General features: G+C 61.6%; 22 protein-coding genes. 12 read left to right on the top strand and 10 right to left on the bottom strand.

The features are described from left to right. Nucleotides 1-10: 10 nt before the first annotated feature. A complete protein-coding gene (gene yihA, locus KGA89_RS21015; RefSeq protein ID WP_003196227.1) occupies nucleotides 11-652 on the bottom strand; it encodes a ribosome biogenesis GTP-binding protein YihA/YsxC in 642 nt (213 codons plus the stop codon). 191 nt (nucleotides 653-843) lie between these two features. Between yihA and KGA89_RS21010 the strand changes: the two genes are divergently transcribed. The 7 genes from KGA89_RS21010 (at nucleotide 844) to KGA89_RS20980 (ending at nucleotide 8,173) form a co-directional block, all read left to right on the top strand. Next, nucleotides 844-1,134: a c-type cytochrome gene (locus KGA89_RS21010; protein WP_003196231.1), complete on the top strand. Its 291-nt coding sequence runs from the start codon at nucleotides 844-846 to the stop codon at nucleotides 1,132-1,134. Between the two features lie 46 nt (nucleotides 1,135-1,180). After that, nucleotides 1,181-1,792, top strand: coding sequence for a c-type cytochrome (locus KGA89_RS21005; protein WP_003196233.1), 612 nt, complete (start codon nucleotides 1,181-1,183; stop codon nucleotides 1,790-1,792). A 198-nt stretch (nucleotides 1,793-1,990) separates the two neighbouring features. Further along, nucleotides 1,991-2,632, top strand: a complete 642-nt coding sequence (locus KGA89_RS21000) for a thiol:disulfide interchange protein DsbA/DsbL (RefSeq protein WP_003196235.1) — start codon at nucleotides 1,991-1,993, stop codon at nucleotides 2,630-2,632. A gap of 15 nt (nucleotides 2,633-2,647) precedes the next feature. Then, nucleotides 2,648-3,526: an endonuclease/exonuclease/phosphatase family protein gene (locus tag KGA89_RS20995; RefSeq protein ID WP_003196237.1), complete on the top strand. Its 879-nt coding sequence runs from the start codon at nucleotides 2,648-2,650 to the stop codon at nucleotides 3,524-3,526. Next, nucleotides 3,523-5,601: a GGDEF domain-containing protein gene (locus KGA89_RS20990; protein WP_223472443.1), complete on the top strand. Its 2,079-nt coding sequence runs from the start codon at nucleotides 3,523-3,525 to the stop codon at nucleotides 5,599-5,601. Before KGA89_RS20995 ends, KGA89_RS20990 begins: the two co-directional genes overlap by 4 nt. A 103-nt stretch (nucleotides 5,602-5,704) precedes the next feature. Beyond that, nucleotides 5,705-6,484 (top strand): N-acetylmuramoyl-L-alanine amidase, encoded by a 780-nt coding sequence (locus KGA89_RS20985; RefSeq protein ID WP_003196241.1) that lies wholly within the window; start codon nucleotides 5,705-5,707, stop codon nucleotides 6,482-6,484. 75 nt (nucleotides 6,485-6,559) lie between these two features. After that, entirely contained in the window at nucleotides 6,560-8,173 is a 1,614-nt protein-coding gene (locus KGA89_RS20980) for an EAL domain-containing protein (protein WP_223472498.1), read from the top strand. A gap of 19 nt (nucleotides 8,174-8,192) precedes the next feature. Here the strand turns inward: KGA89_RS20980 and KGA89_RS20975 are convergent, their stop codons facing one another. Both KGA89_RS20975 and algB read right to left on the bottom strand, forming a co-directional pair. Further along, nucleotides 8,193-9,983 carry an ATP-binding protein gene (locus KGA89_RS20975; RefSeq protein WP_003196245.1) on the bottom strand — a complete coding sequence of 597 codons (1,791 nt, stop codon included), beginning with the start codon at nucleotides 9,981-9,983 and terminating at the stop codon, nucleotides 8,193-8,195. Between the two features lie 10 nt (nucleotides 9,984-9,993). Next, nucleotides 9,994-11,340 (bottom strand): sigma-54-dependent response regulator transcription factor AlgB, encoded by a 1,347-nt coding sequence (gene algB, locus KGA89_RS20970; protein WP_003196247.1) that lies wholly within the window; start codon nucleotides 11,338-11,340, stop codon nucleotides 9,994-9,996. A 438-nt stretch (nucleotides 11,341-11,778) separates the two neighbouring features. Between algB and KGA89_RS20965 the strand changes: the two genes are divergently transcribed. The 5 genes from KGA89_RS20965 to KGA89_RS20945 all read left to right on the top strand — a co-directional run bounded on the left by KGA89_RS20965 (nucleotide 11,779) and on the right by KGA89_RS20945 (nucleotide 16,391). Next, complete coding sequence (locus KGA89_RS20965; protein ID WP_003196249.1) at nucleotides 11,779-12,099, top strand: hypothetical protein; 321 nt, start codon at nucleotides 11,779-11,781, stop codon at nucleotides 12,097-12,099. Between the two features lie 81 nt (nucleotides 12,100-12,180). Further along, the gene (locus KGA89_RS20960; RefSeq protein ID WP_003177151.1) at nucleotides 12,181-12,345 is read left to right on the top strand and encodes a DUF1328 domain-containing protein; all 165 of its coding nucleotides are present in this window, start codon (nucleotides 12,181-12,183) and stop codon (nucleotides 12,343-12,345) included. Between the two features lie 2 nt (nucleotides 12,346-12,347). Beyond that, nucleotides 12,348-12,812, top strand: coding sequence for an inhibitor of vertebrate lysozyme family protein (locus KGA89_RS20955; protein WP_003196251.1), 465 nt, complete (start codon nucleotides 12,348-12,350; stop codon nucleotides 12,810-12,812). 701 nt (nucleotides 12,813-13,513) lie between these two features. After that, the gene (gltP, locus tag KGA89_RS20950) at nucleotides 13,514-14,845 is read left to right on the top strand and encodes a glutamate/aspartate:proton symporter GltP (protein ID WP_003196253.1); all 1,332 of its coding nucleotides are present in this window, start codon (nucleotides 13,514-13,516) and stop codon (nucleotides 14,843-14,845) included. Between the two features lie 316 nt (nucleotides 14,846-15,161). Next, nucleotides 15,162-16,391: a nucleoside recognition domain-containing protein gene (locus tag KGA89_RS20945; protein WP_223472442.1), complete on the top strand. Its 1,230-nt coding sequence runs from the start codon at nucleotides 15,162-15,164 to the stop codon at nucleotides 16,389-16,391. A 20-nt stretch (nucleotides 16,392-16,411) separates the two neighbouring features. On the opposite strand, the gene KGA89_RS20940 is transcribed toward KGA89_RS20945, so the two are convergent. The 7 genes from KGA89_RS20940 to KGA89_RS20910 form a co-directional block, all read right to left on the bottom strand. Next, on the bottom strand, nucleotides 16,412-17,047 hold the full coding sequence (locus KGA89_RS20940) for an ABC-type transport auxiliary lipoprotein family protein (RefSeq protein ID WP_043042349.1): 636 nt from the start codon (nucleotides 17,045-17,047) through the stop codon (nucleotides 16,412-16,414). Next, complete coding sequence (locus tag KGA89_RS20935; RefSeq protein WP_003196260.1) at nucleotides 17,044-17,982, bottom strand: MlaD family protein; 939 nt, start codon at nucleotides 17,980-17,982, stop codon at nucleotides 17,044-17,046. Before KGA89_RS20935 ends, KGA89_RS20940 begins: the two co-directional genes overlap by 4 nt. 1 nt (nucleotide 17,983) lies before the next feature. Continuing rightward, nucleotides 17,984-18,787: an ABC transporter ATP-binding protein gene (locus KGA89_RS20930; RefSeq protein WP_003196263.1), complete on the bottom strand. Its 804-nt coding sequence runs from the start codon at nucleotides 18,785-18,787 to the stop codon at nucleotides 17,984-17,986. Continuing rightward, nucleotides 18,784-19,932, bottom strand: coding sequence for an ABC transporter permease (locus KGA89_RS20925; RefSeq protein WP_003196266.1), 1,149 nt, complete (start codon nucleotides 19,930-19,932; stop codon nucleotides 18,784-18,786). The genes KGA89_RS20930 and KGA89_RS20925 overlap by 4 nt, the downstream gene beginning before the upstream one ends. A 52-nt stretch (nucleotides 19,933-19,984) precedes the next feature. Continuing rightward, on the bottom strand, nucleotides 19,985-21,010 hold the full coding sequence (locus KGA89_RS20920) for a DUF5924 family protein (RefSeq protein WP_003196268.1): 1,026 nt from the start codon (nucleotides 21,008-21,010) through the stop codon (nucleotides 19,985-19,987). Between the two features lie 224 nt (nucleotides 21,011-21,234). Next, entirely contained in the window at nucleotides 21,235-22,626 is a 1,392-nt protein-coding gene (locus tag KGA89_RS20915; RefSeq protein WP_013691957.1) for a M16 family metallopeptidase, read from the bottom strand. Between the two features lie 201 nt (nucleotides 22,627-22,827). After that, a complete protein-coding gene (locus KGA89_RS20910) occupies nucleotides 22,828-24,486 on the bottom strand; it encodes a Na/Pi cotransporter family protein (protein WP_003196273.1) in 1,659 nt (552 codons plus the stop codon). Nucleotides 24,487-24,759: the final 273 nt, after the last annotated feature.

The following is a 24,759-nucleotide window of genomic DNA, read 5'->3' as shown; positions in this document are numbered from 1 at the left end:
GCGATTTGGCTTATTCGGCCTCTTCGCTGCCCTTGTCCGCCAATTCCATCCAGTCGGCCAGCACCGTGTAGGCTTCTTCCAGGCCCATGCGCTTGGGCGCCGAGAACAGCTGGATGGTGATCGCGTCGCCCCAGCCCTTGCGAATTTCCGACTGCACCTTGAGCAAGGTATTTTTGGCCGCGCCGTAGGTGAGCTTGTCGGCCTTGGTCAACAGGATGTGCATCGGCATGCCGCTGGCGACCGCCCAATCGAGCATCAACAGGTCGAAGTCGGTCATCGGATGGCGAATGTCCATCATCAGGATCAGGCCTTTCAAACTTTCGCGGCTGCCCAGGTAGGCTTCCAGGTGACGCTGCCAGTGTTGCTTGAGCGGGATCGGTACTTTGGCGTAGCCGTAGCCGGGCAGGTCGACCAAACGCCGTTCATCGTCTAGCTTGAAGAAGTTCAAGAGCTGCGTGCGACCGGGGGTTTTCGAGGTGCGTGCCAGGCTTGCGTGGGTCAAGGTGTTCAGCGCGCTGGATTTGCCGGCATTGGAACGCCCGGCAAAAGCCACTTCGAAGCCTTCGTCGTCTGGGCATTGATCGACTTTGGCGGCGCTGAGCATGAAGGTGGACTGTTGGCACAGGCCGAGGATGGGGTTCTTCAGTTGCATGGGATTTCCGATGTGGGCGGCGTCGGGAATGGACGCGGCAAGCTGTGTCGTTTCCGTTTCAGTGACGCCAGTATATAATGCCGCAGATTTTGTGTGCGCTTTGTCCCAGCGTAGGATGAAGTTCACGGGAGCGACCGACCGAAATTGCGCGTTAGAACGCAGCTCGTTCCCAACCCTGAAAAGGTCGTTTTATGACGAAATGGCTGCTAGCTGCCGGTGTCTTGATGCCGCTTTACAGCGCTCAGGCTACACAGGATCCGGAAGCTGTGTACAACCGTGTTTGTGGTGCCTGTCATTCCGGCCAACTCCCCATGGCGCCCCGCAAGGGCGATCAGGAAGCTTGGACGCCGAGGTTGGCGAAAGGTATGGAGACGCTGGTGCAACACGTGACCCAGGGTTTCAAGGCGATGCCGCCGCGTGGTTTGTGCATGGACTGCAGTGCCGAGGATTACCGAGCCATCATCCAGTGGATGAGCGAGTGAACCCGGTCCATAACTCTTTAACCCTTAGCCGTAGTTGGATTAGCTGATGAACAAACTGATCGTGAGTCTGCTGTTGACCTTGGGGATATCCGGCGTAGCCCACGCCGCTGGCGATGCCGCTGCCGGTCAGGCGAAGGCGGCCGTATGCGGAGCCTGCCACGGCCCGGATGGCAATAGCATGGCGCCCAACTTTCCGAAACTGGCGGGCCAGGGCGAACGTTACCTGAACAAGCAACTGCACGACATCAAGTCCGGCAAGCGCACGGTGCTGGAAATGACCGGCCTGCTGACCAACCTGAGCGATGAGGACCTGGCTGATATCTCCGCCTACTTCGCCAGCCAGAAAGGCAGCGTTGGCGCCGCCGATCCCAAGCTCGTGGCCCGTGGTGAAGCGCTCTTTCGCGGTGGCAACCTGGACAAAGGGCTTCCAGCCTGCACCGGCTGCCACTCGCCTGACGGCAAAGGCAACGCTGCAGCCGGCTTCCCGCACTTGGGCGGCCAGCATGCCCAGTACGTAGGCAAGCAGCTGACCGACTTCCGCAAAGAAGACGGTGGCCGGACCAACGACGGCGATACCAAGCCGATGCAGAGCATTGCGAAAAAGCTGAGCGACGAAGATATCGCCGCGGTATCCAGCTACATCCAGGGCCTGCACTGAGGCCTTTGGCTGGCGTTGCGAGGGGCGTACATCCCTTGCAACGTTAACGCTCGATTAATCTGTCGATGCGAGCATCAAAAGGGTGGCTTTGGCCGCCCTTTTTTGTGGCCGCTGCCGTTACACTAGAGAACTTGAACCCGCCACGGTCTGTCTTAGAAACAGGTCCTGCGAGGCCCCCTCATTGTCCAGGAGTAAAGCATGCGTAATCTGATCATCAGCGCCGCGCTCGTCGCCGCCAGCCTGTTCGGCGTAACTGCCCAAGCCGCTGAAAAGCCCGCCGCACCCTATGTCGAATTGACCAACCCCGTTCCGGTGGCGGCACCTGGCAAGATCGAAGTCGTGGAGCTGTTCTGGTACGGCTGCCCGCATTGCTACGCTTTCGAGCCGGTCATCAACCCATGGGTCGAGAAGCTGCCGTCAGACGTTAACTTCGTACGCATTCCTGCCATGTTCGGCGGCCCATGGGACGCCCACGGCCAGATGTTCCTGACCCTCGAATCCATGGGCGTCGAGCACAAGGTTCACGCGGCGGTATTCAACGCGATCCAGAAAGAAGGCAAGAAGCTGGTCAAGAAAGAAGAGATGGCGGATTTCCTCGCCACCCAGGGTGTCGACAAGGACAAGTTCCTGGCGACCTTCGACTCCTTCGCCATCAAGGGCCAGATCAACAAGGCCAAGGAACTGGCGAAGAAATACGAAATCACTGGCGTACCGACCATGATCGTCAACGGCAAATACCGCTTTGACATCGGCTCCGCCGGTGGCGCAAATGAAGCGCTGCAGCTGGCCGACCAGCTGATCGCCAAAGAGCGAGCGGCCACCAAGGCTGCTGCCAACTAAGCGCGGCCCACGCCCATGGCCCGCTGGAGCACCGAACGCATCGTTGGCCTGCATGAGCCGCGGGTCAACGAGCATCATGTCATGTCCACGGGCTTGCCTGGCGACAGCCGCTTGCGGCTGCTCAGCTTCAATATCCAGGTAGGTATCAGCACCGAGCGCTACCGGCATTACCTGACTCGCGGCTGGCAACATTTGCTGCCGCACACCGGGCGTGCCGGTAACCTGCAGAAAATCGGCGACCTGCTCAAGGACTTCGACCTGGTGGCCCTGCAAGAGGCCGACGGCGGAAGCTTGCGCTCAGGCTACGTCAACCAGGTGGAACACCTGGCCCAACTGGGCGCCTTTCCCTACTGGTACCAGCAACTCAATCGCAACCTCGGACGTCTCGGCCAACACAGCAATGGTGTGTTGAGTCGCTTGCGCCCGTGGGCGATCGAAGACCATCCGCTGCCGGGACCCAAGGGGCGTGGGGCGATCCTCGCGCGTTTCGGCGAAGGTCCCGAGGCGCTGGTCGTGGTCATGATGCACCTGGCGCTCGGGGCGCGTACCCGGACGATGCAACTGGCGTACATTCGCGAGTTGATCGGTGGCTACAAGCACCAGGTGCTGATGGGCGACATGAACACCCATGCCACCGATTTGCTGCAGACTTCGCCCCTGCGCGATCTCGGCCTGCTCGCCCCACAACTGGAAGCGACATTCCCCAGCTGGCGCCCCCAGCGCTGCCTGGACCATATCCTGTTGAGCCCGACCCTGACCCTCGAACGCGTCGAGGTGCTGGCCCAACCCATTTCCGATCACCTGCCGGTCGCGGTAGAAATTCGTTTGCCAGGTTCGCTCACGGCCGATGCATTCCCCGCGCTGAGTCCTGCCCCTCGCGGATCCGATGAATGAGCGACGACGCTGAACGCTGGAGAGAGAAGTACCTCAAGAGTATCGAACAGCAGGAAAAGCTTGAGCGCCGTTGGGAGGCTCGGCTCGACTTGCTGCGTCGTGGCCTGGTGCGCAGCACCCTGGCCGCCGAGGGCACTGACCGGGCTGTCGATCAATGCATGAAAGAGATGCGCGAGGTGGTGCGCACCGATGACATGGATGCCGGCCTCGCTGCCCTGCTGCCGCGCCTGGAGAAAGCCGTACTCGATTCCGAGCAGCGCCGCGAAACCCGGGTCGAACAGACGAGCACCGCGTTGATCGCCCTGGTTGCCCAGTTGCAGAGCCTGCCGCTGCCCAAAGAAGTCAGCCGGTCGCTGAAGAAGTTTGCCAAGCAACTGGAGGATCGGGCCGGCCAGGTCCGGGAGATACCGCTGCTGCTCAGCGAATTGAGCGGTTTGCAAGGCAAGGCACTCAGTGCCCTGGATGCCCCTGTCGAACCGAGTCGCCCCGGCCTGCTGCAACGGCTGTTTGGTGGCCAAGGCCATGAGGACGCGACGCCCCGGCCCCACGAGCCTGCCCAGGCCAGCGTGGCACCTGCGTCGGAAACTGCCCTGCCCGTAGCCGTGGCGCCGGCCATGGCCGCAGAATCCGTCGCACCAGCACCAGCACCAGCACCAGCACCAGCACCAGCACCGCAGCCATCGGTGGCAGAGCAAGCGCCAGCGTTGGAGACGACGCCTGAACCGGTTGCCCTGACTGCGCCGCAGCTCGAGATCGCTCCAACACCCGCTCCAACACCTGCAGACGAAGTGGTTCAGCCGGCCACTGAACCGGACGACCAGGCGACCGAGCCCGCGCCGCTGTCGACGCCGGTCGCCGAAGAACGCCCGGTTGTGGCGCCCGCACTCGAGAATCCCGACGAGCTGATGCCCGAGGAGCCTACCCAGGCCCTGCCCGCCCCCTCGTTGCCGCCTGCGGAGCTCGACGAGCCCCTGGAAGGCGTCGATGTGGCTGACGCCCAATACGCCCTGCCCGACTCGCCGGAGCCGTCCTACAGCTCGGTCGCCAAGCATATCGAAGACACGCTGTTGGGCCTCTTGGGCGACCTGACCTTGCCCGAGCGTCATCGACCACAAGCCGAAGCCATGTGTGAGCGTCTGCGCAATGGCTTGAACTGGTACGAATTGCTGCCGATCCTCGATGATCTGGCCGTGCTGATGCTGGCCATCACGGACACCGGCCAGCATGAATTCGAAGCGTACCTGCAGCGCCTCAACGATCGGCTCGAGTCATTCCAGAGCAGCCTGCAGGCCGCCAGTGAAGACCACGCCGAAAACCTGTCGGCCTCCAGGGAAATGGACACCCAGATTCGTGAACAGGTGGACGGCCTGCAAAGCAGCGTGAAGGAAGCCGATGACCTGGAAAGCCTCAAGCAGGTGCTCGAGAATCACCTTGAAGGCTTGCTCGGTACGATGGACCACCACCGCCAGCAACGTGATCAACGCGAGCAGGAGGTTTCGACTCGCCTGAAAAGCCTGGCCGATCGCGTTGCGCTGATGGAGCAGGATGCCCAGGTCGTGCGGGAGAATCTCGAGGAGCAGCGGCAAAAAGCCCTGATCGACCCGCTCACCGGGCTGCCCAACCGCGCCGCCTGGTCCGAGCGCCTGGAGCATGAAGTCGCCCAGTGGCAGCAACACGGCAACAGCTTGCTGCTGGCCATGCTCGATCTCGATCATTTCAAGCGCATCAATGACAACTATGGCCATCTGGCCGGTGACCGGGTGTTGAAACTCATCGCCTCGGTCCTGCGTAAACGCCTGCGTGGCGGCGATTTCATTGCGCGTTTTGGTGGCGAGGAGTTTGTTCTGCTGGTGCCCAACACTCCCCTGGTGGCCGGCGCCAAGCTGGCCGAGGCGCTGCGCCTGGCCATCGAAGCCTGTCCGTTTCATTTCAAGGGCGAGCCGGTGACGGTGACGGTATCCATTGGCCTGACCGCCTTCAAACCTGGCGAACATAGCGATTTGGTGCTTAAAAGAGCCGATCAGGCGCTTTATCGGGCAAAAAATTCCGGGCGCAACCATGTGGAATTGGGCTAAGGGCTAATTGTTCCAATTTGTTTAATATCGCCGCGCGCACCGGATCATCGCGAGGCAATACGTTACACTGTTGCATTACTCCCAGTGCGTATTGCCTTCCGCCATGAAATTTTTCTCGCTCATTGTGTCTTTATTTATCCTGGCCGGCTGCACCAGCGGCCCGCGGCTCGACACCAGTCACCCCTCCGTCAACCATGACAACCGCATCCAATTCGTGGTGGTGCATTACACCTCGGCTTCCCTGGAGCGCTCACTGGCCCTGCTGACCCATGGCGAAGTCAGTGCCCATTACCTGATCGGCGACGATAAAGGCGCGACCATCTACAAACTGGTGGATGAAGGCAGACGCGCCTGGCACGCCGGGGAAAGTGAGTGGGAAGGCCGGACCTGGCTCAATTCCAGCTCCATCGGCATCGAAATCGTCAATCCGGGTTTTGTCGACACACCCACCGGGCGCCTCTGGTATCCCTACAGCGAAGCCCAGGTCCAGGCCTTGATCGTATTACTCAAGGACATCATCCAGCGCAACGGCATCAACCCGCGCAGCATCATCGGCCACAGCGACATCGCGCCTCTACGCAAGCTCGATCCGGGCCCGCTGTTCCCTTGGAAGCGCCTGGCGCAAGCTGGTTTAGGAGTCTGGCCAGACGAACAGGCCGTCGCCCGCCAGCAGGCCGTCTTCGCGCCACAGCTGCCGCCTGCCAGTTGGTTCCAGGCCGAGCTGGCCCGCCTGGGTTACCCAACGCCCCAGACCGGCGAGTGGGACGTGGCCACCCACCATGTGCTGGCCGCCTTCCAGATGCACTACCGACCGACCCGCTTCGATGGCATGCCGGATGCGCAAAGCGCGGCGATCCTGCAGGTGCTCAACCAGACAAAATAATGACGCCCGTCTGACGAATCGGGCCAAATCCAAATCAGAAGCTATAACTCATTGGTAACTTTCGGATTACCCATGATGACGGCTGCCCGCGAAACCCTCCACAGCTGGCTCCATCGCCCCGTTTTCCTGGCGATGGTGGCTACTGCCCTAAGTACCGTCCTGCTGCTGGCGGGGAGTCTGCTCGTGGTCGTGCAGCAGATCCAGCAGCGCGAAAGCGACCAGATGAATGCTCAGGGCGAGCGCTTTCTGCAGCGTATGGAACAGCTTTTCGGGCAACTGCGTGAAAGCCTCGACGACCTGCAAAACCAGCCGTTGCGCGGATGCAACGACGACATGATCGCCACATTGCAACAGGTCAGCTTCAACTACCGTTTTGTCTACGAGGCGGTGTATATCGATGGCAGCGGCGTCTGCTCCAATCGTCCACGCCAGAGCGGCTTGTCAGTGACCCGCCCGCCCGACGTCCGCGGGCCGACCTACAATTACTGGCTCAACACCACCACAGAGCCCGACGAAGACCGCGCCGCCTTGATGCTGGGCCGCGGCAACTTTCGGGTGGCCACGTCCCGCGGGCATTTGACCGATGTGGTCGATTTACCACCGGGCAGCAGCCTGCTGGTGGTCCTGGATAACGGTAAACGGGCCATTCCCGTGCTCGGGACGGACCAACACTGGCCGCCGGTCGAGCCTTGGCCACCGAAAAGCCACAATGCCTTGCAAGTGACGCAGAACCGGCTGATCTATCGGATGCCGACCGACAGCCCGGTCTATCAACTGGTGCTGATCGCCCCGCGCAAGGGTTTTCAGGTTCCGGCCAATGCCTGGTGGATGCTGCCCATCAGCCTGATGCTGGGCTTGGGGATTGGTTTCCAGGTGTTTCTGCTGGCGCGCCAGCGCCAGTCCATGGACGCTGAACTGCACGGGGCCATCCGGCGTGGTGAATTGCAGGTGCTTTACCAGCCGATTTTCGACCTGAGCAGCCGCAACTGTGTCGGGGCGGAGGCCTTGCTGCGCTGGCGACGACCGGACGGCACCCTGACCAGCCCGGACTTGTTTATCCCGATGGCCGAGAACACCGGGCAGATTCGCCAGATCACCGATTTCGTGCTGCAGCGGCTGTTCGATCAATTGGGCCAGGTGTTGCGGGCCAATCCGCAGCTGTATATCTCGGTGAATCTGGCGGCCTGCGATGTGATGGTGCCGCGTATTGGCGAAGTGATCGCCCGCCTGCTGGCGCTGCATCGCGTGTCGGCGCACCAGATTGCCTTCGAAGTGACCGAGCGTGGGCTGGTCGATGTGTTGGTCGCCCGGGATAACCTGCAATCGCTGCGCGACGTCGGGCACCAAGTGTTGATCGACGATTTCGGCACCGGTTATTGCAGCCTGGCCTACCTGCAAACCCTGCCGGTGGACTGCCTGAAAATCGACAAGGCCTTCATCGATGCCTTGGGCCACGATGCCGCCAGCAGCGGTGTGGCCCCGCACATCATTCGCATGGCCCATGCGCTGCAACTCAAGGTGATAGCCGAAGGCATCGAGCATGAAGCCCAGGCTTCCTATTTGAGCAGCGAAGGGGTGAGGTTCGGCCAGGGCTGGCTGTTCGCCCATGCCCTCAGCGCGGTTCAGCTCATTGAACTGATTACCCGTGGCCGGCGCCTGCGTGGCCGCCGTCTTGATGATGAAGCCTGAGTCTGCTCAGGCCATGAGCTCAGACTGCCAGCGCCATGTAGAACTGTGTGCCCTGCCCCGGCCTTGAATAAACGCCCATGCGCCCGCCGTGGAGCTGGACGATCTCCTTGCACAGCGCCAGGCCGAGGCCTGCACCACCCTTCTTGCGTCCGACCTGGACGAAAGGCTCGAAGATCCGTCCCTGCTGGCCGTAGGCAATGCCTTCACCGTTGTCTTCGACGCTGATGATCACCCGCTCGCCATGGCGCCGGGCCTGCAAGCGGATCTGGCCGTTTTCGGCGGTGTGGCGCATGGCGTTATCGATCAGGTTATCGAGCACGCGATCCAGTTGCGCTGCGTCGGCATGCAGGCGCGGGAGCGGGCCCTGGATCGCCACGAGCAGCTCGATACCCTTGGTTTGGGCCTGCTCGGCAAACCGCAGCCGGGCCGCTTCCAGTAGCTCGTCGATGGAACAAGGCGCCAGGGTCAGCTTCTGCAGGCCGTTCTGGTAGCGAGAGAAGTTCAGCAGGTCATTGATGAGCTGCATCAGCCGCTGCATTTCTTCGGTGACGGTGTTGAGCAGGTCGGCCTCGCGCGACTCCTCTGAAAAATGCAGGCGCTCCTGTAACAGGCCGAAGGCCATGTGCATGCCCGTCACGGGCGTGCGCAGCTCATGGGAAGCACGCAAGACGAACTCGCTGCGCACCCGTTCGAAGGCGCGTTGTTCGGTGACGTCATGCAGCACCATGACCGCGCCGAGAATGTGGCCCTGGGTATGGCTGACGGGGGTGAGGCTGTAGGTGAGCACCCGCGACTCGCCATCCACTTCGATGCTCAGATCTTCCGGCGCGCGCTCCAGGCTTCCACCGCGCAGGACCAGGTGCAATTCTTCATCCAGTTCAAGGCGTCCCAGCGCCTCGCCCAGCCCTTGGCCCAGGCGTTCCTCATCCCAGCCCAATTGACGCTGGGCTACCGGGTTGAGGTGCTCCAGCTGGCCTTGGCGGTCGATCATCAGCAAGCCGTCGTCGATGCTGTCGAGCACCGCTTGCAAACGTTGCTGGCCGGCGAGCAGCTCATCGACGTTGGTGGCCTGATGCTCACGCAAGGCCTCGGCCATGACCCCGAAGCGACGGGTCAGGAGATTCAACTCAGCGGCCGAGGAAACGGGTAGCGTGACCTCGAAATTACCTTGGCCGATGTCGTCCGCCGCTGCGGCCAGTGCCTCGATCGGCGCGCCGAAACGCCGGGCAATGCCATGGGCCGTGATAAACCCGATGATCAGCACCGCAAACCCCACCAACCCCAGCAGTCCGGAAATCCACATCGCGCGTTCACGGGCGCGATTCTGGGTTTCACTGATGTTGGTCAGGGCCTGGCGATAGCCCTCGATCAGTCCATTACGCAGCACGTTGAATTTTTCGGTGAGCTCCTTGATGTTCGTGAGCTGGTTCGGCTGCTGGCGAGACGCGGTGAAGGCGTCAAAAAAATCAATGTAGTCGGCCTTGGCCTTGCTGAAGCTGACTGCCGCATCGTCCAGCCCCTGTTCGTGGGCGATGCCCTCGTCGATCAGCGCCAGGTATTGCTGCTTGGAGGCCTCCAGCGCCGCCAGGTCGGGCTTGTCGTCGAGCATGATCATCAACTGATCGCCGAGGGTCTGGCGCAGCTTGAGGCCCAGGTCCAGCAGGATGAAGTTGTCGCGTACCGATTGTTCCTGGGTGTTGGCCATCTGCATCACGCTGACCAGGCCAAGCACCAATCCCAGCAAGGCCACGGTGATCAGGGCCGAGATGCTGAGAAACAGTCGTGTGCGCAGCTTCATCGCCAGTTTCATAAAGTCTCGCTCACAGGTTGTACTGCTTGCGTTTGCGGTACAGCGTGGAGGCATCGATACCCAGGGTCTTGGCCGCCTGGTCGAGGGTGTCGGCCGTGGCCAGCACCGCGCCGATGTGGGCTTTTTCCAATTCGTCGAGGCTCAGTGCGGCGCCGATGCGCGGCGCATTGTTGACCGGTTGCTCGGCCATGCCCAAATGACTGATTTCGACTTTTTCCTGCGGGCAGATGATGCTGGCGCGCTCGACCACGTTGCGCAGTTCCCGGATGTTGCCCGGCCAGCGATAGCCTAGCAGCGCTTCGCGCGCTTCGTCGCTGAAGCCCCGGGCCGGGCGCGCGTATTCCTTGACGAAGCGGGCCAGGAAGCGGTCGGCCAGGGTCAGGATGTCTTCGGCGCGCTCTCGCAATGGCGGCAGGTGTAGGGTGATGACGTTCAGGCGATATAGCAGGTCTTCGCGAAAACGTCCGTCGCGCACCATGTCTTCGAGGTTGAGGTTGGTCGCTGCGAGAATCCGCACGTCGGCACGACGGGTGACTGGGTCCCCTACCCGCTCATATTCCTTGTCCTGGATAAAACGCAATAACTTGGGTTGTAACGTCAGGGGAAAATCGCCGATCTCGTCGAGAAACAGCGTACCGCCGTCGGCCTGGTTGACCCGACCCAACGTACTCTCGCTGGCGCCTGTGAAAGCCCCACGGCTATGGCCGAACAATTCGCTTTCCATCAGTTCAGCGGTCAGTGACGGGCAATTGATGGTGACGCAGGACTTTTTCGCCCGCTTGCTCCAGCCATGGATCGCCCGGGCCAGCTCGCCTTTACCGGTGCCGGACTCGCCGAGGATCAGGATGTTGGCGTCGGTACTGGCGACCTGACGCGCGGTTTCCAGGACGACTTTCATCGCCGGGCTGTGAGAGTCGAGGCCGTCCTTGGGTTTGCGCACTTCCCCTTCAAGGGCTTCGAGCCTTGCCGACAGCTGGCGTACTTCCAATTGCTTGGCGGTCGCCAGGCGCAATTGATCGGGGCTGCAAGGCTTGACCAGATAGTCGGCCGCCCCGGCCTGGATCGCATCGACCGCGGTATCGACTGCCGAGTGGGCGGTGACGATGACCACGCGCATCCAGGGTGCCTGGATACGCATTTGTGCCAGGACATCCAGGCCGTTGTCCTCCCCCAGGCGCAGATCGAGGAAACACAGATCGAACACCTGGCGTTGCAGCAGTGCATCGGCCTGGGCGGCGCTGTTGGCGGTGGCGACGCTATAGCCTTCGTCTTCCAGGCAGTATCGGAACGTACGCAGGATGGCGGACTCGTCGTCTACCAGCAGAATGCGGCCTTGGTGCTCAGTGGCGGATTCCATTTTTCCTACGCTCCTTTAATGAATGATGTTGGTTAGTGTCAGAAAAATCGGGCAAGTTGCATGGTCGATTCTGAGGGGATATTACTCACCGAGAATGGCCCTGTGGACGTCTGACTCCTAAAAGACTGATTTGAGTTCCTTTTTTTATGATTCGTCCGGTTCGGACGGTTCGCATCGCTGATTCCGACGGCTGTGTCTGACAGGAAATTCCAAAACCACCTTACGCCTTTTCTCCGGTATTCGTGCAATACGCACGACTGCCGCTTGCGTCATCGTGCAGGATGCGCTCCCGGTACGTTGCATGCATTAATTAACTTATTGATTTTAAAGGTGTTTATCTAATAAAAAATCCTGGCACGGCGACTGCAATGCTCTGGTCAACGTGGCGTTAGTGCGCCTCAACCAGATCACCGCACTCGGGTGGGGAGGAATTCCAGGATGAATCGTCAAAGTGTCGCTCAATTTGGCCCCGCCCACTTTAAAAGTGCCGTCCAATTGCGCCTCTCTTCCCTGCATTTCCAGCAGGGCGTATGGGCTGCCCTGGCGCTGCTGGTTACCCTCGTAACGGGCCAGCAATGGTTGCTCTGGCATGAAAGCCAACAGCCCGAAGCACCGCAGGTGTCGATTCACCGTGCCCCTCAAACCCATTTCAGCGCCGTCAGCAGCCTTGAAGAAGCGTCCGCTTCAATGCGCATGATGGATGTCGACCAGGCTCAGCCATTGAACGCCATGCCGCGTGAAGAGCGCTGGGTGTTTTAACCCCGATGAACCGGTCGTCCATTGCGCCGGAACCATCACCGCAAGACCTTCACTAAATAGAAAAGCGTAAGGAGAATCACCATGTTGAGCTGGGCAATTACCTTCCTGATCATTGCCATCATCGCCGCCGTACTGGGCTTCGGTGGTATCGCAGGCACCGCCACGGGCATCGCCAAGATTCTCTTTGTTGTGTTCCTGGTGATGTTCATCGCTTCCTTCTTCTTTGGCCGTCGTGGCCGAGGCTGACCATGAGCGTTTCATTCAAAGGACTGGCCGCCGCCCTGTTGCTGGGCGGCAGTGCCATGGCAATGGCTGCCAATGACGGGCAGATGCGCGTCAACCAGTTGCTGGAGGCCGACCCGCAATACCGCGAGACCTGGCAGCACGTCGTGAAAAAAGAAGAACGCCTGCCCGAATGGGTGATGAACCTGTCGGGCGATTCGGACCAGATGAATGCTGTCGAGGAAGATGGCGACAAGTATTTGGTGGGACCGCTGTGTGAAACCCAGGCAACGTGTCGCAGCAAGCGCCTGATCGTTGCCTTCAGTTTCGACAAGGACGAGGCCTATGCCATGTTGGTGGAAGTCCCAGCCGGGCTGCCAGCCGACAAGTCTCCGACGCGGCATGCCGACTACCGTTTCCTCGGCAAGCCCGATGAAGGTATGCAGAAACTGTTAATGGAACAACTCAAGAAAGATCCGAACTGGTACTGATTCTGAAAATGGGAAAAGCAGCCCTGCTTTTCTCTGCTGCACAGCCCGAGGAGGGCCAGTGCATGACCAGGGGGCTGGGACGTTCTGACTGATGAAAGTCGGAGTGACCTACGGGCACAAGGGGTGCCTGCGAAAGGGCCGGGTCAGGTAAGAGCTGCGACGCAAGTTCGCAAAGTCATCACGGCTTGGCGAACTTGCGTAGAGCTTCGCGACGCAAAGACGCGGGTCAGAGCGGTTGGTCGATTGGCCGCTGCAATGCGCTCCGCGATGCGGCATTTTGTCTCCTCCCGCCGATTTATCCCCCATTTGTTGACCGTATATCGGAGAATGCCGAGGCAATTTCTCCCATGGGCCGCGTCTCGATTCGCTGCCGTTTCATCGGTTCCCCACACTTGCGAGAGAAAGCCCAGCTACGCTGAAATGGCCGGTTCACGGCACTTATGCCTGCATAAATGTCGTATTCGAACCGCGTGAAAGGCGGGTTTCGTTTGAAAAATCTCATGCCGATTCGGCATAGGGTAGGCGTTTACGGCATTAGACGAGCCCCCCTTGCATCGCAATAGTTGCGCCTTTTTTCGCCTGCCAGTAAGCCGCTAACGCGCTCGGGGTGACCTTATACGGGGGCAGGGGCATGAATGTTTTTCGTCATCGACGATCCGTTCGCGCCACTGTCCGAGTCCAACTGAAGTAAGGGTAACAATATGAAGAAGGCACGACTAAGCCTCGCCTGGCAGATCCTCATCGGTCTGGTGCTCGGGATTGCATTGGGCGCGCTGCTCAACCATTTCAGTGCCGAGAAGGCCTGGTGGATCAGCAATGTGCTGCAACCGGCGGGCGATATCTTTATCCGTCTGATCAAGATGATCGTGATCCCGATCGTGATTTCCTCGCTGATCGTCGGCATTGCCGGGGTCGGTGATGCCAAGAAGCTCGGGCGCATCGGTCTCAAGACCATCCTTTACTTCGAAGTCGTCACCACCATCGCCATCGTCGTCGGCCTGCTGCTGGCCAACTTCTTCCAGCCGGGCAGCGGTATCGACATGAGCACCCTGGGCACTGTGGATATTTCCAAGTACCAGGCCACGGCCGCGGAAGTCCAGCATGAGCATGCGTTCATCCAGACCATCCTCAACCTGATCCCGTCGAACATCTTCGCCGCCGTTGCGCGTGGCGAGATGCTGCCGATCATTTTCTTCTCCGTATTGTTCGGCCTGGGCCTGTCCAGCCTGCAATCGGACCTGCGCGATCCGCTGGTGAAAATGTTCCAGGGCGTGTCGGAAAGCATGTTCAAGGTCACCCACATGATCATGCAATACGCCCCGATCGGCGTGTTCGCCCTGATCGCGGTGACAGTCGCCAACTTCGGCTTCGCGTCGCTGCTGCCTCTGGCGAAACTGGTGATCCTGGTTTACGTCGCCATCGCCTTCTTCGCCTTCGTGGTGCTGGGCCTGATCGCCCGCCTGTTCGGCTTCTCGGTGCTCAAGCTGATGCGCATCTTCAAGGATGAGCTGGTGCTGGCCTATTCCACCGCCAGTTCCGAAACCGTGCTGCCGCGCGTGATCGAGAAGATGGAAGCCTACGGCGCGCCGAAAGCCATCTGCAGCTTCGTGGTGCCCACCGGTTATTCGTTCAACCTCGACGGTTCGACCCTGTACCAGAGCATCGCGGCGATTTTCATCGCCCAGTTGTACGGCATCGATCTGTCCATCAGCCAGCAATTGCTGTTGGTGTTGACCTTGATGGTCACCTCCAAAGGCATCGCCGGCGTGCCGGGCGTGTCGTTCGTGGTGCTGCTGGCGACCTTGGGCAGCGTGGGCATTCCGCTGGAAGGGCTGGCCTTCATCGCCGGTGTCGACCGCATCATGGACATGGCCCGTACCGCCCTGAACGTCATCGGCAACGCCCTGGCCGTGCTGGTCATCTCCCGCTGGGAAGGCATGTACGACGATGCCAAGGGCCAGCGCTACTGGAACTCCCTGCCGCACTGGCGCAGCAAAGAGCCGCTGCCGGCGGGGGAAACTTCCAGCCGTTGAGATCCATTGTGGGAGTTCGGGCCAGCAGCAAAGAGCCTGAACAACCCCGGCCATTGTGGGAGCCGAGCTTGCTCGCGATTGCGGTGTGTCTGCCAACATCAATGCTGACTGATCCGACGTCATCGCGAGCAAGCTCGGCTCCCACAGGAATTTTTGTCAGGCGCAAAGATTCTGAACAACCCCGGCTCCCACAGGGTCTTCCACAGGGTGTTCGTTGATCATCTGCGCAGTGCCAAGCAAACCCCGGAGAAATCCGGGGTTTGTCGTTTCTGCCAGCCCCGCTATCATTCGCGGCATCTTCCGGGGGATTTGACCGATGCTCAATGGCCTGTGGCTTGGCTTCTTTATCGTGGCTGCCGTGTCGGCGCTGGCGCAGTGGTTGATCGGCGGCAATGCCGGGATCTTCGCGGCCATGGTGGAAAGCATTTTCGCCATGGCCAAGCTGTCGGTGGAGGTGATGGTCCTGCTGTTCGGCACCCTGACCCTGTGGCTGGGCTTCCTGCGCATCGCTGAAAAAGCCGGTATCGTCGACTGGCTGGCCAAGGCTCTAGGGCCGCTGTTCCTGCGCTTGATGCCGGAGGTGCCTGCCGGCCACCCGGCGATCGGCCTGATCACCCTCAACTTCGCCGCCAACGGCCTGGGACTGGACAACGCGGCCACCCCCATCGGCCTCAAGGCCATGCGCGCCCTGCAAGACCTCAACCCCAACCCGACCATCGCCAGCAATGCGCAGATTCTGTTCCTGGTGCTCAACGCCTCGTCGCTGACGCTGCTGCCGGTGACCATCTTCATGTACCGCGCGCAGCAAGGCGCGCCCGACCCGACCCTGGTGTTCCTGCCGATCCTGCTCGCCACCAGCGCCTCGACCCTGATGGGGCTGCTGTCGGTGGCGTTCATGCAGCGCCTGCGGTTGTGGGATCCGGTGGTGCTGGCTTATCTGATCCCGGGCGCGCTGGCGCTGGGCGGTTTCATGGCGCTGCTGGCGACGCTCTCGGCCACGGCGCTGGCGGGGTTGTCATCGATCCTGGGCAACCTGACGTTGTTCGGCTTGATCATTGTGTTCCTGGTGGTGGGTGCCCTGCGCAAGGTCAAGGTGTATGAAGCCTTCATCGAGGGCGCCAAGGAGGGCTTCGACGTCGCCAAGACGTTGCTGCCATACCTGGTAGCCATGCTTTGCGCCGTGGGCGTGCTGCGGGCTTCGGGAGCGCTTGATTTCGGCCTGGACGGCATCCGGCACCTGGTGCAGTGGGCCGGCTGGGACACGCGCTTCGTCGATGCCTTGCCGACCGCCATGGTCAAGCCGTTCTCCGGCAGCGCCGCCCGGGCGATGCTGATCGAGACCATGAAGACCTCTGGCGTGGACAGCTTCCCGGCCCTGGTGGCGGCGACCATCCAGGGCAGCACCGAAACCACGTTCTACGTGCTGGCGGTGTATTTCGGCGCCGTCGGCATCCAGCGGGCGCGCCATGCCGTGGGGTGCGCGCTGCTGGCGGAGTTGGCCGGGGTCGTGGCGGCGATTGGCGTTTGCTACTGGTTCTTCGGTTGACCTGAGTCGCCCGGCGGCCCCTAGGGTTGGGTCGGCGTTGCGAAACGCTGGCCTTGCTCCAATGTCCAGGCCACCACGTCGGCTGTCAGCCGGTCGCCGGCCCGACCAAAGCCGTCCACCACCGCTGGCACTTTCACATCGCTCAATGGCTGGCGCACTTCAAAACGGCGACTGGCCAGGATGCGCTGGTCGAAGCCGCGCACCAGCAGCGCGTCCAGGCGAATCACCACGCTGGCCGCAGTGCCCTGGTATTCGGTCTGGAACGCCTGCAATTGCCCGCCCAGCTCCAGGTCCGCTTGCAGGTTGCTGTCGGCGACGCTCAACAGCCTGACGCGTCCATCCTGGGCGAAGCCATCGAGCAGGCGGTTGCGCAACAACACCGGGGCCGGGTCGCTCCAACGCGAGGCGGCGTAACTGCTGAACAGATTGCCCTGGGGGATCACCGCGATTTTCGGGCTGTTGAGCACCTCGCTGGCCTGGGGGTTGGCCAGGCGCAGCGACCAGCTCACCGCCGCGCCCGCAGATGCCGGGGCCTGGGTGACGGGCAAGCGATACACATCCGAAGGTTCGGCCTTGGGCAAAATCGAACAACCGCCCACCAGGACGAATCCTGCCAGCAAGAGAAGAGGGCGGATAAACCGGTTGGACGGCTTCATGGCGTGAACTCCTTGTCCTTGTCATTGCCCAGCAAATAGCCGCTGGGGTTGGCATCCAGGCGCCGGGAGATCCCCCGCAGGGCGCTCAGGGTTTCGCGCAGTTCACGCACGGCTGGCGCCAGGGCATTGAGGCCCTGCATGCCGTTATTCAACGAGTCGCGGTTGTCGTTCAGCAGTTTGTCGAGGGTCGCGGTGCTGCGCGCCAGGGATTGCATGGCCTGGCCGGCGTTGCCGAACGCCTGTTTGCCCTGGTCGTTGAGCAAACCATTGGCGTTGCGCATCAACGCCGTGGTCTGTTCCAGCGTGGCGCTGGCCTGTTTGCCGATGGACGCCAGTTGCTGCATGGCCTGGCGAATATCGCCGCGCTGCTCGGCAATGACCCCCGTGGTTTGTTCCAAGTGTTCCAGCGTCTTGCCCAGGCTTTGGACGTTGTCCGAGGAAAACACCTCATTGGCGTTGTGCAGCAGCAGGTTGATGCTGGTCATCAAGTCATCGCTGTTGTTGAGCAGGCGGGCGATAGGCGAGGGCGCGGCGATGATCACCGGCGGTTCCCCATCGTGCCCCGTCAGCACCGGGCTCTGGGGCGTGCCGCCGCTGAGCTGGATAATCGAGGTGCCGGTGATGCCGGTCAGTGCCAGCTTGGCCTGGGTGTCTTGCTTGACCGGTGTTTCCCCACTCAAGCGCACCCGCGCCAACACTCGACGCGGGTCGTTCGGGTCCAGGCGCAGGTTGACGACGTCGCCGACCTTGATCCCGCTGTACTCCACCGAGCTGCCCCGGGACAACCCGCTGACCGCCTCGTTGAACACCACTTCGTAATACTTGAATTCGCTGTCCACGTTGGACTTGGCCAGCCACAGACCAAACAACAGGGCGCCAGCCACCACAATGACGGTGAACAGGCCGATCAGCACATGATGGGCTCGGGTTTCCATGTCAAACCTCGTTGGATTGTGTAGCGGCCGATAACGCCGCGCGGCCGCGAGGGCCATGGAAGTATTCGTGAATCCAGGCGTCGTCGGTTTCCGACACCTTGTCGATGACATCGGCCACCAGTACTTTTTTCTGCGCCAGCACCGCCACCCGGTCGGTGATGGTGTAGAGGGTGTCCAGGTCGTGAGTGACCAGGAACACGCTCAGGCCCAGGGCATCGCGCAGTGTCAGGATCAACTGGTCGAACGCCGCCGCACCGATGGGATCGAGGCCGGCGGTGGGTTCGTCGAGAAACAGGATGTCCGGGTCCAGGGCCAGCGCGCGGGCCAGGGCGGCGCGCTTGATCATGCCGCCGGACAGCGAGGCGGGGTATTTGTCGGCGGCCGTTAACGGCAGGCCGGCCAAGGCCAGCTTCACCGCCGCCAAGTGCTCGGCGTCGGCCCGGCTGAGCCCGGCGTGTTCGATCAGCGGCAGGGCGACGTTTTCTGTCACGGTCAATGACGAGAACAGCGCGCCTTTCTGGAACAACACGCCAAAGCGCCGTTCCACCCGCGAACGTTGTTCCGGGGGCAGGCTCGGCAAGTCTTCGCCGAACACCCGCACAGAACCCTCGCTGGGCCGGTTCAGGCCGATGATGCTGCGCAGCAGCACCGATTTGCCGCTGCCGGAGCCGCCGACCACGGCAAGGATCTCGCCCTTGTACACGTCCAGGTCGAGGTTTTCATGCACGCTCTGGCGGCCAAAGCGATTGCACAGGCCGCGCACTTGAATCACTGCCTCGGAGGGCGGTCGCAAGGGTTGGCTCACCAGTTCATCTCCATGAAAAACAGCGCGGCCACGGCATCGAGAACAATCACTACGAAAATCGACTGCACCACGCTGGACGTGGTGTGAGCCCCGACCGATTCGGCACTGCCACTGACCTTGAAACCTTCCAGGCAGCCCACGGCAGCGATCAGGAAGGCAAAGATCGGCGCCTTGACCATCCCCACCAGGAAATGCTGCACGCCAATGTCCGACTGCAACAGCGTCAGGAACATGGCCGGGGAAATGCCCAGCGACAAAGCGCAGACCACGCCGCCCCCGATAATGCCCGAGAGCATGGCCAGGAAGGTCAGCATCGGCAGCGCCACCAACAGCGCCAGCACCCGTGGAATCACCAGCAACTCGACCGGATCGAGGCCCAGGGTGCGGATCGCGTCGATTTCTTCGTTGGCCTTCATCGAGCCGATCTGCGCGGTGAACGCGCTGGCGGTGCGGCCCGCCATGAGAATCGCCGTCAGCAATACGCCGAATTCGCGCAGGAACGAGAACGCCACCAGGTCCACGGTAAAGATGCTGGCGCCGAAATCGGCCAATACCGTCGCGCCGAGAAACGCCACCACTGCGCCCACCAAAAACGTCAGCAGGGCGACGATGGGGGCGGCGTCCAGGCCGGTCTGTTCGATGTGAACGACCATCGGTGTCATGCGCCAGCGCCTGGGGCGAAGCAGGTTGCGGGCCAGGGTTTCCAGGATCAGGCCGACAAAACCCAGCAGTTGCAGAGTGTCTTGCCAGACTTTTTCCACCGCGCGGCCGATACGCGTCAGCAGCTGTGTCAGCACGCCGACCTGCGGCTCCTTCACTGGCACACAGAAGTCCGTCAGCGAGCAATAGACCGTCTGCAACAGCGCCCGCTCGGCGGCCGGCAAGCTGCAATCGGGGTGCTCGGTGGTCTTGCCCAGCCGTTCGGAGCCCAGCAGCTCCACCAGCAACGAAGCCCCGGCGGTGTCGAGGGCGCCGAGGCCGTTGAGGTCGATCAGGGTGTTCTCGTCGTATTGGCCGCGCAAGGATTCGCTCAAGCGCTTGAGCTGTGCGTAATGGGCCAGCGTCCAGTCGCCGCCAACCCAGAGCTGCGCCGGAGAGCGAGACGTGTCCAGCCGGGCAGTGCCAGTGTGGGATCCGGGGGTCATAAGCTCCATGCTCGTTCGACTTGAACAGCGCTACCTAATAGCACGACCGCCGTTATTTTGCCTCGGGTGCGTCAGCGCTCACGTTGAAACGCAGCACGCCGATCATCTGGCCATTTTCCGTCAGCACCCGCACTTGCCATTTACCCGTCGGGTCTTGCGGGAAGTTCTGCTTGTGGGTCCAGGCGCGATAGCCTTCCTTGCGCCCGCCGTGGATGTCCAGGGCGATGCGATCGACTTCTTTACCGTTGAACTGCCAGACGTGATAAATCCGCTCATCAAGCCCTCGCGGCGCGTTGATGGCCGTGTAGGCGTACAGGCCGTTGCCACGGATCTGGGCCGCACTGACTTCCTTGAGGCTGGCGCCCGGCGTGCGGTCTTCCAGTTGGGTGCTGATCGCCACTTCGGTCATCCACAGCGTGGCCGGTGGCACCCAGGAGCGCAGCACCCAGCCGGCGGCACCAATCCCCAGGGTGATGCACAGGATCGCCAGGGCGTTGCGCACGGTGCGGATCGGGAAGATCGAGGCCAGGCTGGGAAACGACAGCAGCATGGCAATGCCCAGCGCCAGCTTGAAGCTCTGGTCGGTGGTCAGGTGCAGGATCACCGGCAGCGCGGTGAGCAGGGCGGCGAACAGCGTCAGCGTGTGCAACGCCAGGAACGCCCAGCGCCGGGGCGCCAGCCATTTGTAGTACAGCGGGTCGGTGATCGAAATCAGCGCCGCGATCGTCAGCAGGCCGGTGAAAATCAGCTGGCTGCTGTTCCAGGTGGTGGTGATGAAGAAAAACGGCAGGACGAAAAACAGGCTTTCCTGGTGAATCATCTGCGTGGCGTAGCGCAACAGCGGCTGGGGGATTTCCCGTTTGAAAATCCGCGCGAACAGCCGGGTCATGCTGTTCTCGACCATCAGCCAGAGCCAGCTCACCAGCATCATGATGGCGATCCAGGTCGCCAGGCCCTGCTGGCGGTCGACCAGCATGAAACTGCCGACTCCGGAGATGAAACCACCGAGCGCGATGACACCTGGATAGCGCTTCATCAGTTCAAGGATGCGCTGGATGTAGAGAGTCAGGTTTTGCATTCGGTGGTTTCACAGTAAGTCGTAGGAAATATCCCTGACAGAGTATCGTCAGGACATCGATGTGACGAGTGCTCTTGTGGCAAGTGGGATTTGCTGTGGGAGCAAAGCTTGCTCGCGAAACAGGCGCCTCGGTTTCTGAAAGACCGCGTCGCGTCCATCGCGGGCAAGCCTTGCTCCCACACATCAGACAGATGCCTTCGCCACAAATGTGTGCCGCCACGAAATCACTCTTCGTTCGGTCGGGCCCGCCGGCGCACCTGCCACACCACCAACCCAAGCAACAGCAACCCCAGCAGACCGCCCAGCCCCCAGACGAGCTCATCGTCACTGAGCAACGGCTTCTCGATGCGCAGGTAACCCGGGTCCTTGAGCAGTTCGCGCAGGGCCACGTTGGCCTGTTCCAGGCTCACTTCCTGCAGGCGCAGGGCCGGGTTGGCGAAGCGGCCGTCTTCATAATCGCCCAGGGCACCCCAGTAGTAATCGGCCAGTGCGCTGTTGCCTTGAACCGCCCAGGACTGATGGGCAATGGCCGCGCGCTTGATGCGCACGAAATCGGCGGGGTCCAGGCCATCCTTGAGCAATCTCTTGCGCAGTTCTTCCAGCGCCTGTTCGGCTTCGGGCAAGTCTTCGCGGGACAGGTCTGCGTTCAGGCTGAAGAAGCCAACGCCGCCGAACACCTCGCGCTCGGTCCACGGTCCGTAGGACAAGCCACTGGCCAGGCGCAATTGGCGATAGAGCGCCCAGTCCAGGTAATCCTTGAGCAGGTCGAAGGTTTCGTCATGCTGCTCATCCAGCACCGGCTCCGGGAACAGCCAATGAAGCTTGGCGCTGTTGCCGACCAGGCCATGGATCAGGTTGCGCTTGGTGACTGCCTTGTAGCGGATCTGTGGCAGCGCCTCGTGTGGGCTGGGCTCCACCGGCTCGAGTTCGCCAAAGGCGCGTTCCAGGTAGGCCGGCAACAGTCGGTCGAGGTCGCCAACCACGATCAGGGTCATGTTGTTCGGTGCATACCAGTCCTTGCGCACTTGTTCGAGGCGGGCGAGGGTATGGCGTTCTACCTCGGCCCGTTCCGCGCAGCGCAGGCCCAACTCAACCGCCAGCTGGTTGCTGGCCTTGTGGCCCAGGTCCTGATGATCGAGCCAGCGTTGCAGGTGGGTGTAGTGGCCACCGTCCTCGCGTTCCACCACCCGCTTGGCCGCCTCCAGGGCTTTTTCATCGATACGGGTGCGGGTCAACAGCGCCAGCAACAGGTCCAGGACCTTGCGTTGATTGCGCGCCGGCGCCTCGATGACGAACGTGGTGTCGGCGTTGCTCGTGAAGGCATTCCACTCGCCACCCAAGGCCTGCATGCGCTCTTCCAGGCCACCTTCACCGCCCTCATCGACGCCACTGAACAGCAGGTGTTCGAGCAGATGCGGCAGTTCCTTGTCGGCGCAACTGAAGTCGTCCAGGCCCACGCCGACCACCAAGCGGATCGCCACATGCCCGCGCTCGCTGCCCGGCTTGAGTATCAACTGCATGCCGTTGGGCAACATATAGCCTTCGACCTGGAACCGGTCCAGGGCGACCGCGGGCAGTGAACCGAGCAAAAGAAAGGCGAGCAACAGACAACGCATAAGGGCTTCCTGGCGGCTGAGTGGAGGTCCATGGTGCCGGGCAGGCCGTCATCGGCGGATCGTCGCCCGGAGTCGGCTCGCTCCCCCTATCGAATCTATGCGGTGTTCATGACAACGGGAGCAGGCGGGCCAGCGAACGGTTTCAGGCCCGAGCCTTTGTACTGGCAGACATTGTTACTGACTGACCAACGCGCCAGTCGTTCACGGCGAATGGGTAATGTCGGAAATTTCATCTGCCGCCAGCGCACCGATCTCGGCGGTCTCCAGGACCACATAGGCACTGCCGCAAAACAGCGAATTGAGGCGCCTCATGTCGGCGATCAGCTCCAAGTGCAGGGAACTGGTCTCCAGGCTTTGCACGACCTTGCGCTGCAGGCGGCTGACATGGGCATGGGCCATGCGCCGTTCCTGCGCCCGAAAGCGACGTTTCTCACGCAGCAACTGCCGGGCGCTTTCCCGGTCGGCACTGAGGAATACCGACAGCCCCAGTCGCAGGTTGGCGATCAAGTGGCTGTGCAGGCCCGCCAACTCCTCCAGGCCTACCTCGGAAAACGACCGACGTTGCGAGGTCTTCTGCTGCTGGACCTTGCGCAACATGCGTTCGATGAGGTCGCTGGCCAGCTTGAGGTTGATCGCCAGCTCGATGATTTCCGCCCAGCGGCGGCTGTCCTGCTCACTGAGGTCCTCGCGGGGCATTTGTGCCATGTACAACTTGATTGCGCTGCACAACGCTTCGACGTCGTCATTCATGCGACGCACTTCCTGGGTCACCGCCGTCTGCGTACCCCGCAGCACGTCCAGCATGGCTTCGAGCATGCTTTCGATCAGATCGCCGATGCGCAAGGTTTCCCGGGCCGCGTTCGCCAGCGCCAGGCTCGGGGTGACGAGGGCGGTAGGGTCCAGATGTCGCGGCTTGGCCGTGCCGTTGGTGTCCGGACGTTCCGGTAGCAACCAGGCACAGAGCCGAGCCATGGGGCCGACGCTGGGCAGCAGCACCAGGCAACGCACGGTGTTGTAGAGCAGATGGAACCCAATCACCGTTTCCTGCGGGCTGAAATCCAGGCTGTCCAGCCAGCCCACCAGCGGGTCGAGCACTGGAATGATCAACAACAGCCCGATCAGCTTGTACAGCAGGCTGCCCAGCGCCACCTGGCGCCCGGCGGTGTTCTGCATGCTGGTGCTGAGGAACGCCAGTACGCCGCTGCCAATGTTGGCGCCGATCACCAGGCCGATGGCCACCGGCAGGCTGATCACCGCCGCGCCGGCCAGTGTCGCGGTCAACAGCACGGCGGCCAGGCTGGAATAGGAGATCATCGCGAACAGCGCGCCGACCAAGGCATCGAGCAGGATGTCGCCAGTCAGCGAGGCGAAGATCACTTTCACGCCCTGGGCATGGGTGATGGGCGCCGCGGCTTCGACGATCAATTGCAAGGCCAGGATGATCAGCCCCAGGCCGATGCCGACCCGACCCATTTGCCCGGCGCGGGTCTGTTTGCGCGACAGGAAAAAAATCACCCCGAGGAAAATCAGCAGCGGCGACAGCCACGACAGATCGAGGGTCAGCACCCGTGCCATCAGCGCGGTGCCGACATCGGCGCCGAGCATGGTCGCCAGGGCCGGGGTCAGCGCCATCAGGCCCTGGCCGACGAACGAGGTGACGAGCATGGCCGTGGCGTTGCTGCTCTGGACCATGGCCGTGACCATGATGCCGGCGACAAACGCCAGCCAGCGTCGGGACATGTTCTGGCCGATGACATGGCGCAGGTTCGAGCCATAGACCCGCAAGATGCCGGTACGCACGATGTGCGTGCCCCAGATCAGCAGGGCGACGGCGGAGAGCAAATTCAGCAGGGTCAGCATGAGGAGCCCCCTGTTAGCGTCCCAAAAGGACAAATTGACGATGCCACATTCTTCTTTCTTGTACTTAAGCTGTAGTTGGCGAACGGTTCGGGCGCCAGCATTGCACAGCTAAAGAATCGTTTGAAACAAATCCGTCATAAAAATACATCCCTCGAAAACACCCAAAACCCTTGTGGGAGCGAGCTTGCTCGCGATAGCGGCCTGACAGCCAAAGAAGATGTTGGATGTCATGGCCTCATCGCGAGCTCGCTCCCACAGGTTTTGCATCCGGCC

The sequence above is a fragment of the Pseudomonas sp. A-RE-22 genome, from assembly GCF_019956035.1.
GTDB lineage: Bacteria > Pseudomonadota > Gammaproteobacteria > Pseudomonadales > Pseudomonadaceae > Aquipseudomonas > Aquipseudomonas brassicacearum.
Note: the sequence above shows the minus strand (reverse complement) of the source record. Positions and strands in the feature narration are given on the sequence as shown.

Bases quoted from the DNA above. Each gene is read 5' to 3' on its own strand.
- yihA (WP_003196227.1), bottom strand. From the start codon at position 652: ATGCAACTGAAGAACCCCATCCTCGGCCTGTGCCAACAGTCCACCTTC.
- KGA89_RS21010 (WP_003196231.1), top strand. From the start codon at position 844: ATGACGAAATGGCTGCTAGCTGCCGGTGTCTTGATGCCGCTTTACAGC.
- KGA89_RS21005 (WP_003196233.1), top strand. From the start codon at position 1,181: ATGAACAAACTGATCGTGAGTCTGCTGTTGACCTTGGGGATATCCGGC.
- KGA89_RS21000 (WP_003196235.1), top strand. From the start codon at position 1,991: ATGCGTAATCTGATCATCAGCGCCGCGCTCGTCGCCGCCAGCCTGTTC.
- KGA89_RS20995 (WP_003196237.1), top strand. From the start codon at position 2,648: ATGGCCCGCTGGAGCACCGAACGCATCGTTGGCCTGCATGAGCCGCGG.
- KGA89_RS20990 (WP_223472443.1), top strand. From the start codon at position 3,523: ATGAGCGACGACGCTGAACGCTGGAGAGAGAAGTACCTCAAGAGTATC.
- KGA89_RS20985 (WP_003196241.1), top strand. From the start codon at position 5,705: ATGAAATTTTTCTCGCTCATTGTGTCTTTATTTATCCTGGCCGGCTGC.
- KGA89_RS20980 (WP_223472498.1), top strand. From the start codon at position 6,560: ATGACGGCTGCCCGCGAAACCCTCCACAGCTGGCTCCATCGCCCCGTT.
- KGA89_RS20975 (WP_003196245.1), bottom strand. From the start codon at position 9,983: ATGAAACTGGCGATGAAGCTGCGCACACGACTGTTTCTCAGCATCTCG.
- algB (WP_003196247.1), bottom strand. From the start codon at position 11,340: ATGGAATCCGCCACTGAGCACCAAGGCCGCATTCTGCTGGTAGACGAC.
- KGA89_RS20965 (WP_003196249.1), top strand. From the start codon at position 11,779: ATGAATCGTCAAAGTGTCGCTCAATTTGGCCCCGCCCACTTTAAAAGT.
- KGA89_RS20960 (WP_003177151.1), top strand. From the start codon at position 12,181: ATGTTGAGCTGGGCAATTACCTTCCTGATCATTGCCATCATCGCCGCC.
- KGA89_RS20955 (WP_003196251.1), top strand. From the start codon at position 12,348: ATGAGCGTTTCATTCAAAGGACTGGCCGCCGCCCTGTTGCTGGGCGGC.
- gltP (WP_003196253.1), top strand. From the start codon at position 13,514: ATGAAGAAGGCACGACTAAGCCTCGCCTGGCAGATCCTCATCGGTCTG.
- KGA89_RS20945 (WP_223472442.1), top strand. From the start codon at position 15,162: ATGCTCAATGGCCTGTGGCTTGGCTTCTTTATCGTGGCTGCCGTGTCG.
- KGA89_RS20940 (WP_043042349.1), bottom strand. From the start codon at position 17,047: ATGAAGCCGTCCAACCGGTTTATCCGCCCTCTTCTCTTGCTGGCAGGA.
- KGA89_RS20935 (WP_003196260.1), bottom strand. From the start codon at position 17,982: ATGGAAACCCGAGCCCATCATGTGCTGATCGGCCTGTTCACCGTCATT.
- KGA89_RS20925 (WP_003196266.1), bottom strand. From the start codon at position 19,932: ATGACCCCCGGATCCCACACTGGCACTGCCCGGCTGGACACGTCTCGC.
- KGA89_RS20920 (WP_003196268.1), bottom strand. From the start codon at position 21,010: ATGCAAAACCTGACTCTCTACATCCAGCGCATCCTTGAACTGATGAAG.
- KGA89_RS20915 (WP_013691957.1), bottom strand. From the start codon at position 22,626: ATGCGTTGTCTGTTGCTCGCCTTTCTTTTGCTCGGTTCACTGCCCGCG.
- KGA89_RS20910 (WP_003196273.1), bottom strand. From the start codon at position 24,486: ATGCTGACCCTGCTGAATTTGCTCTCCGCCGTCGCCCTGCTGATCTGG.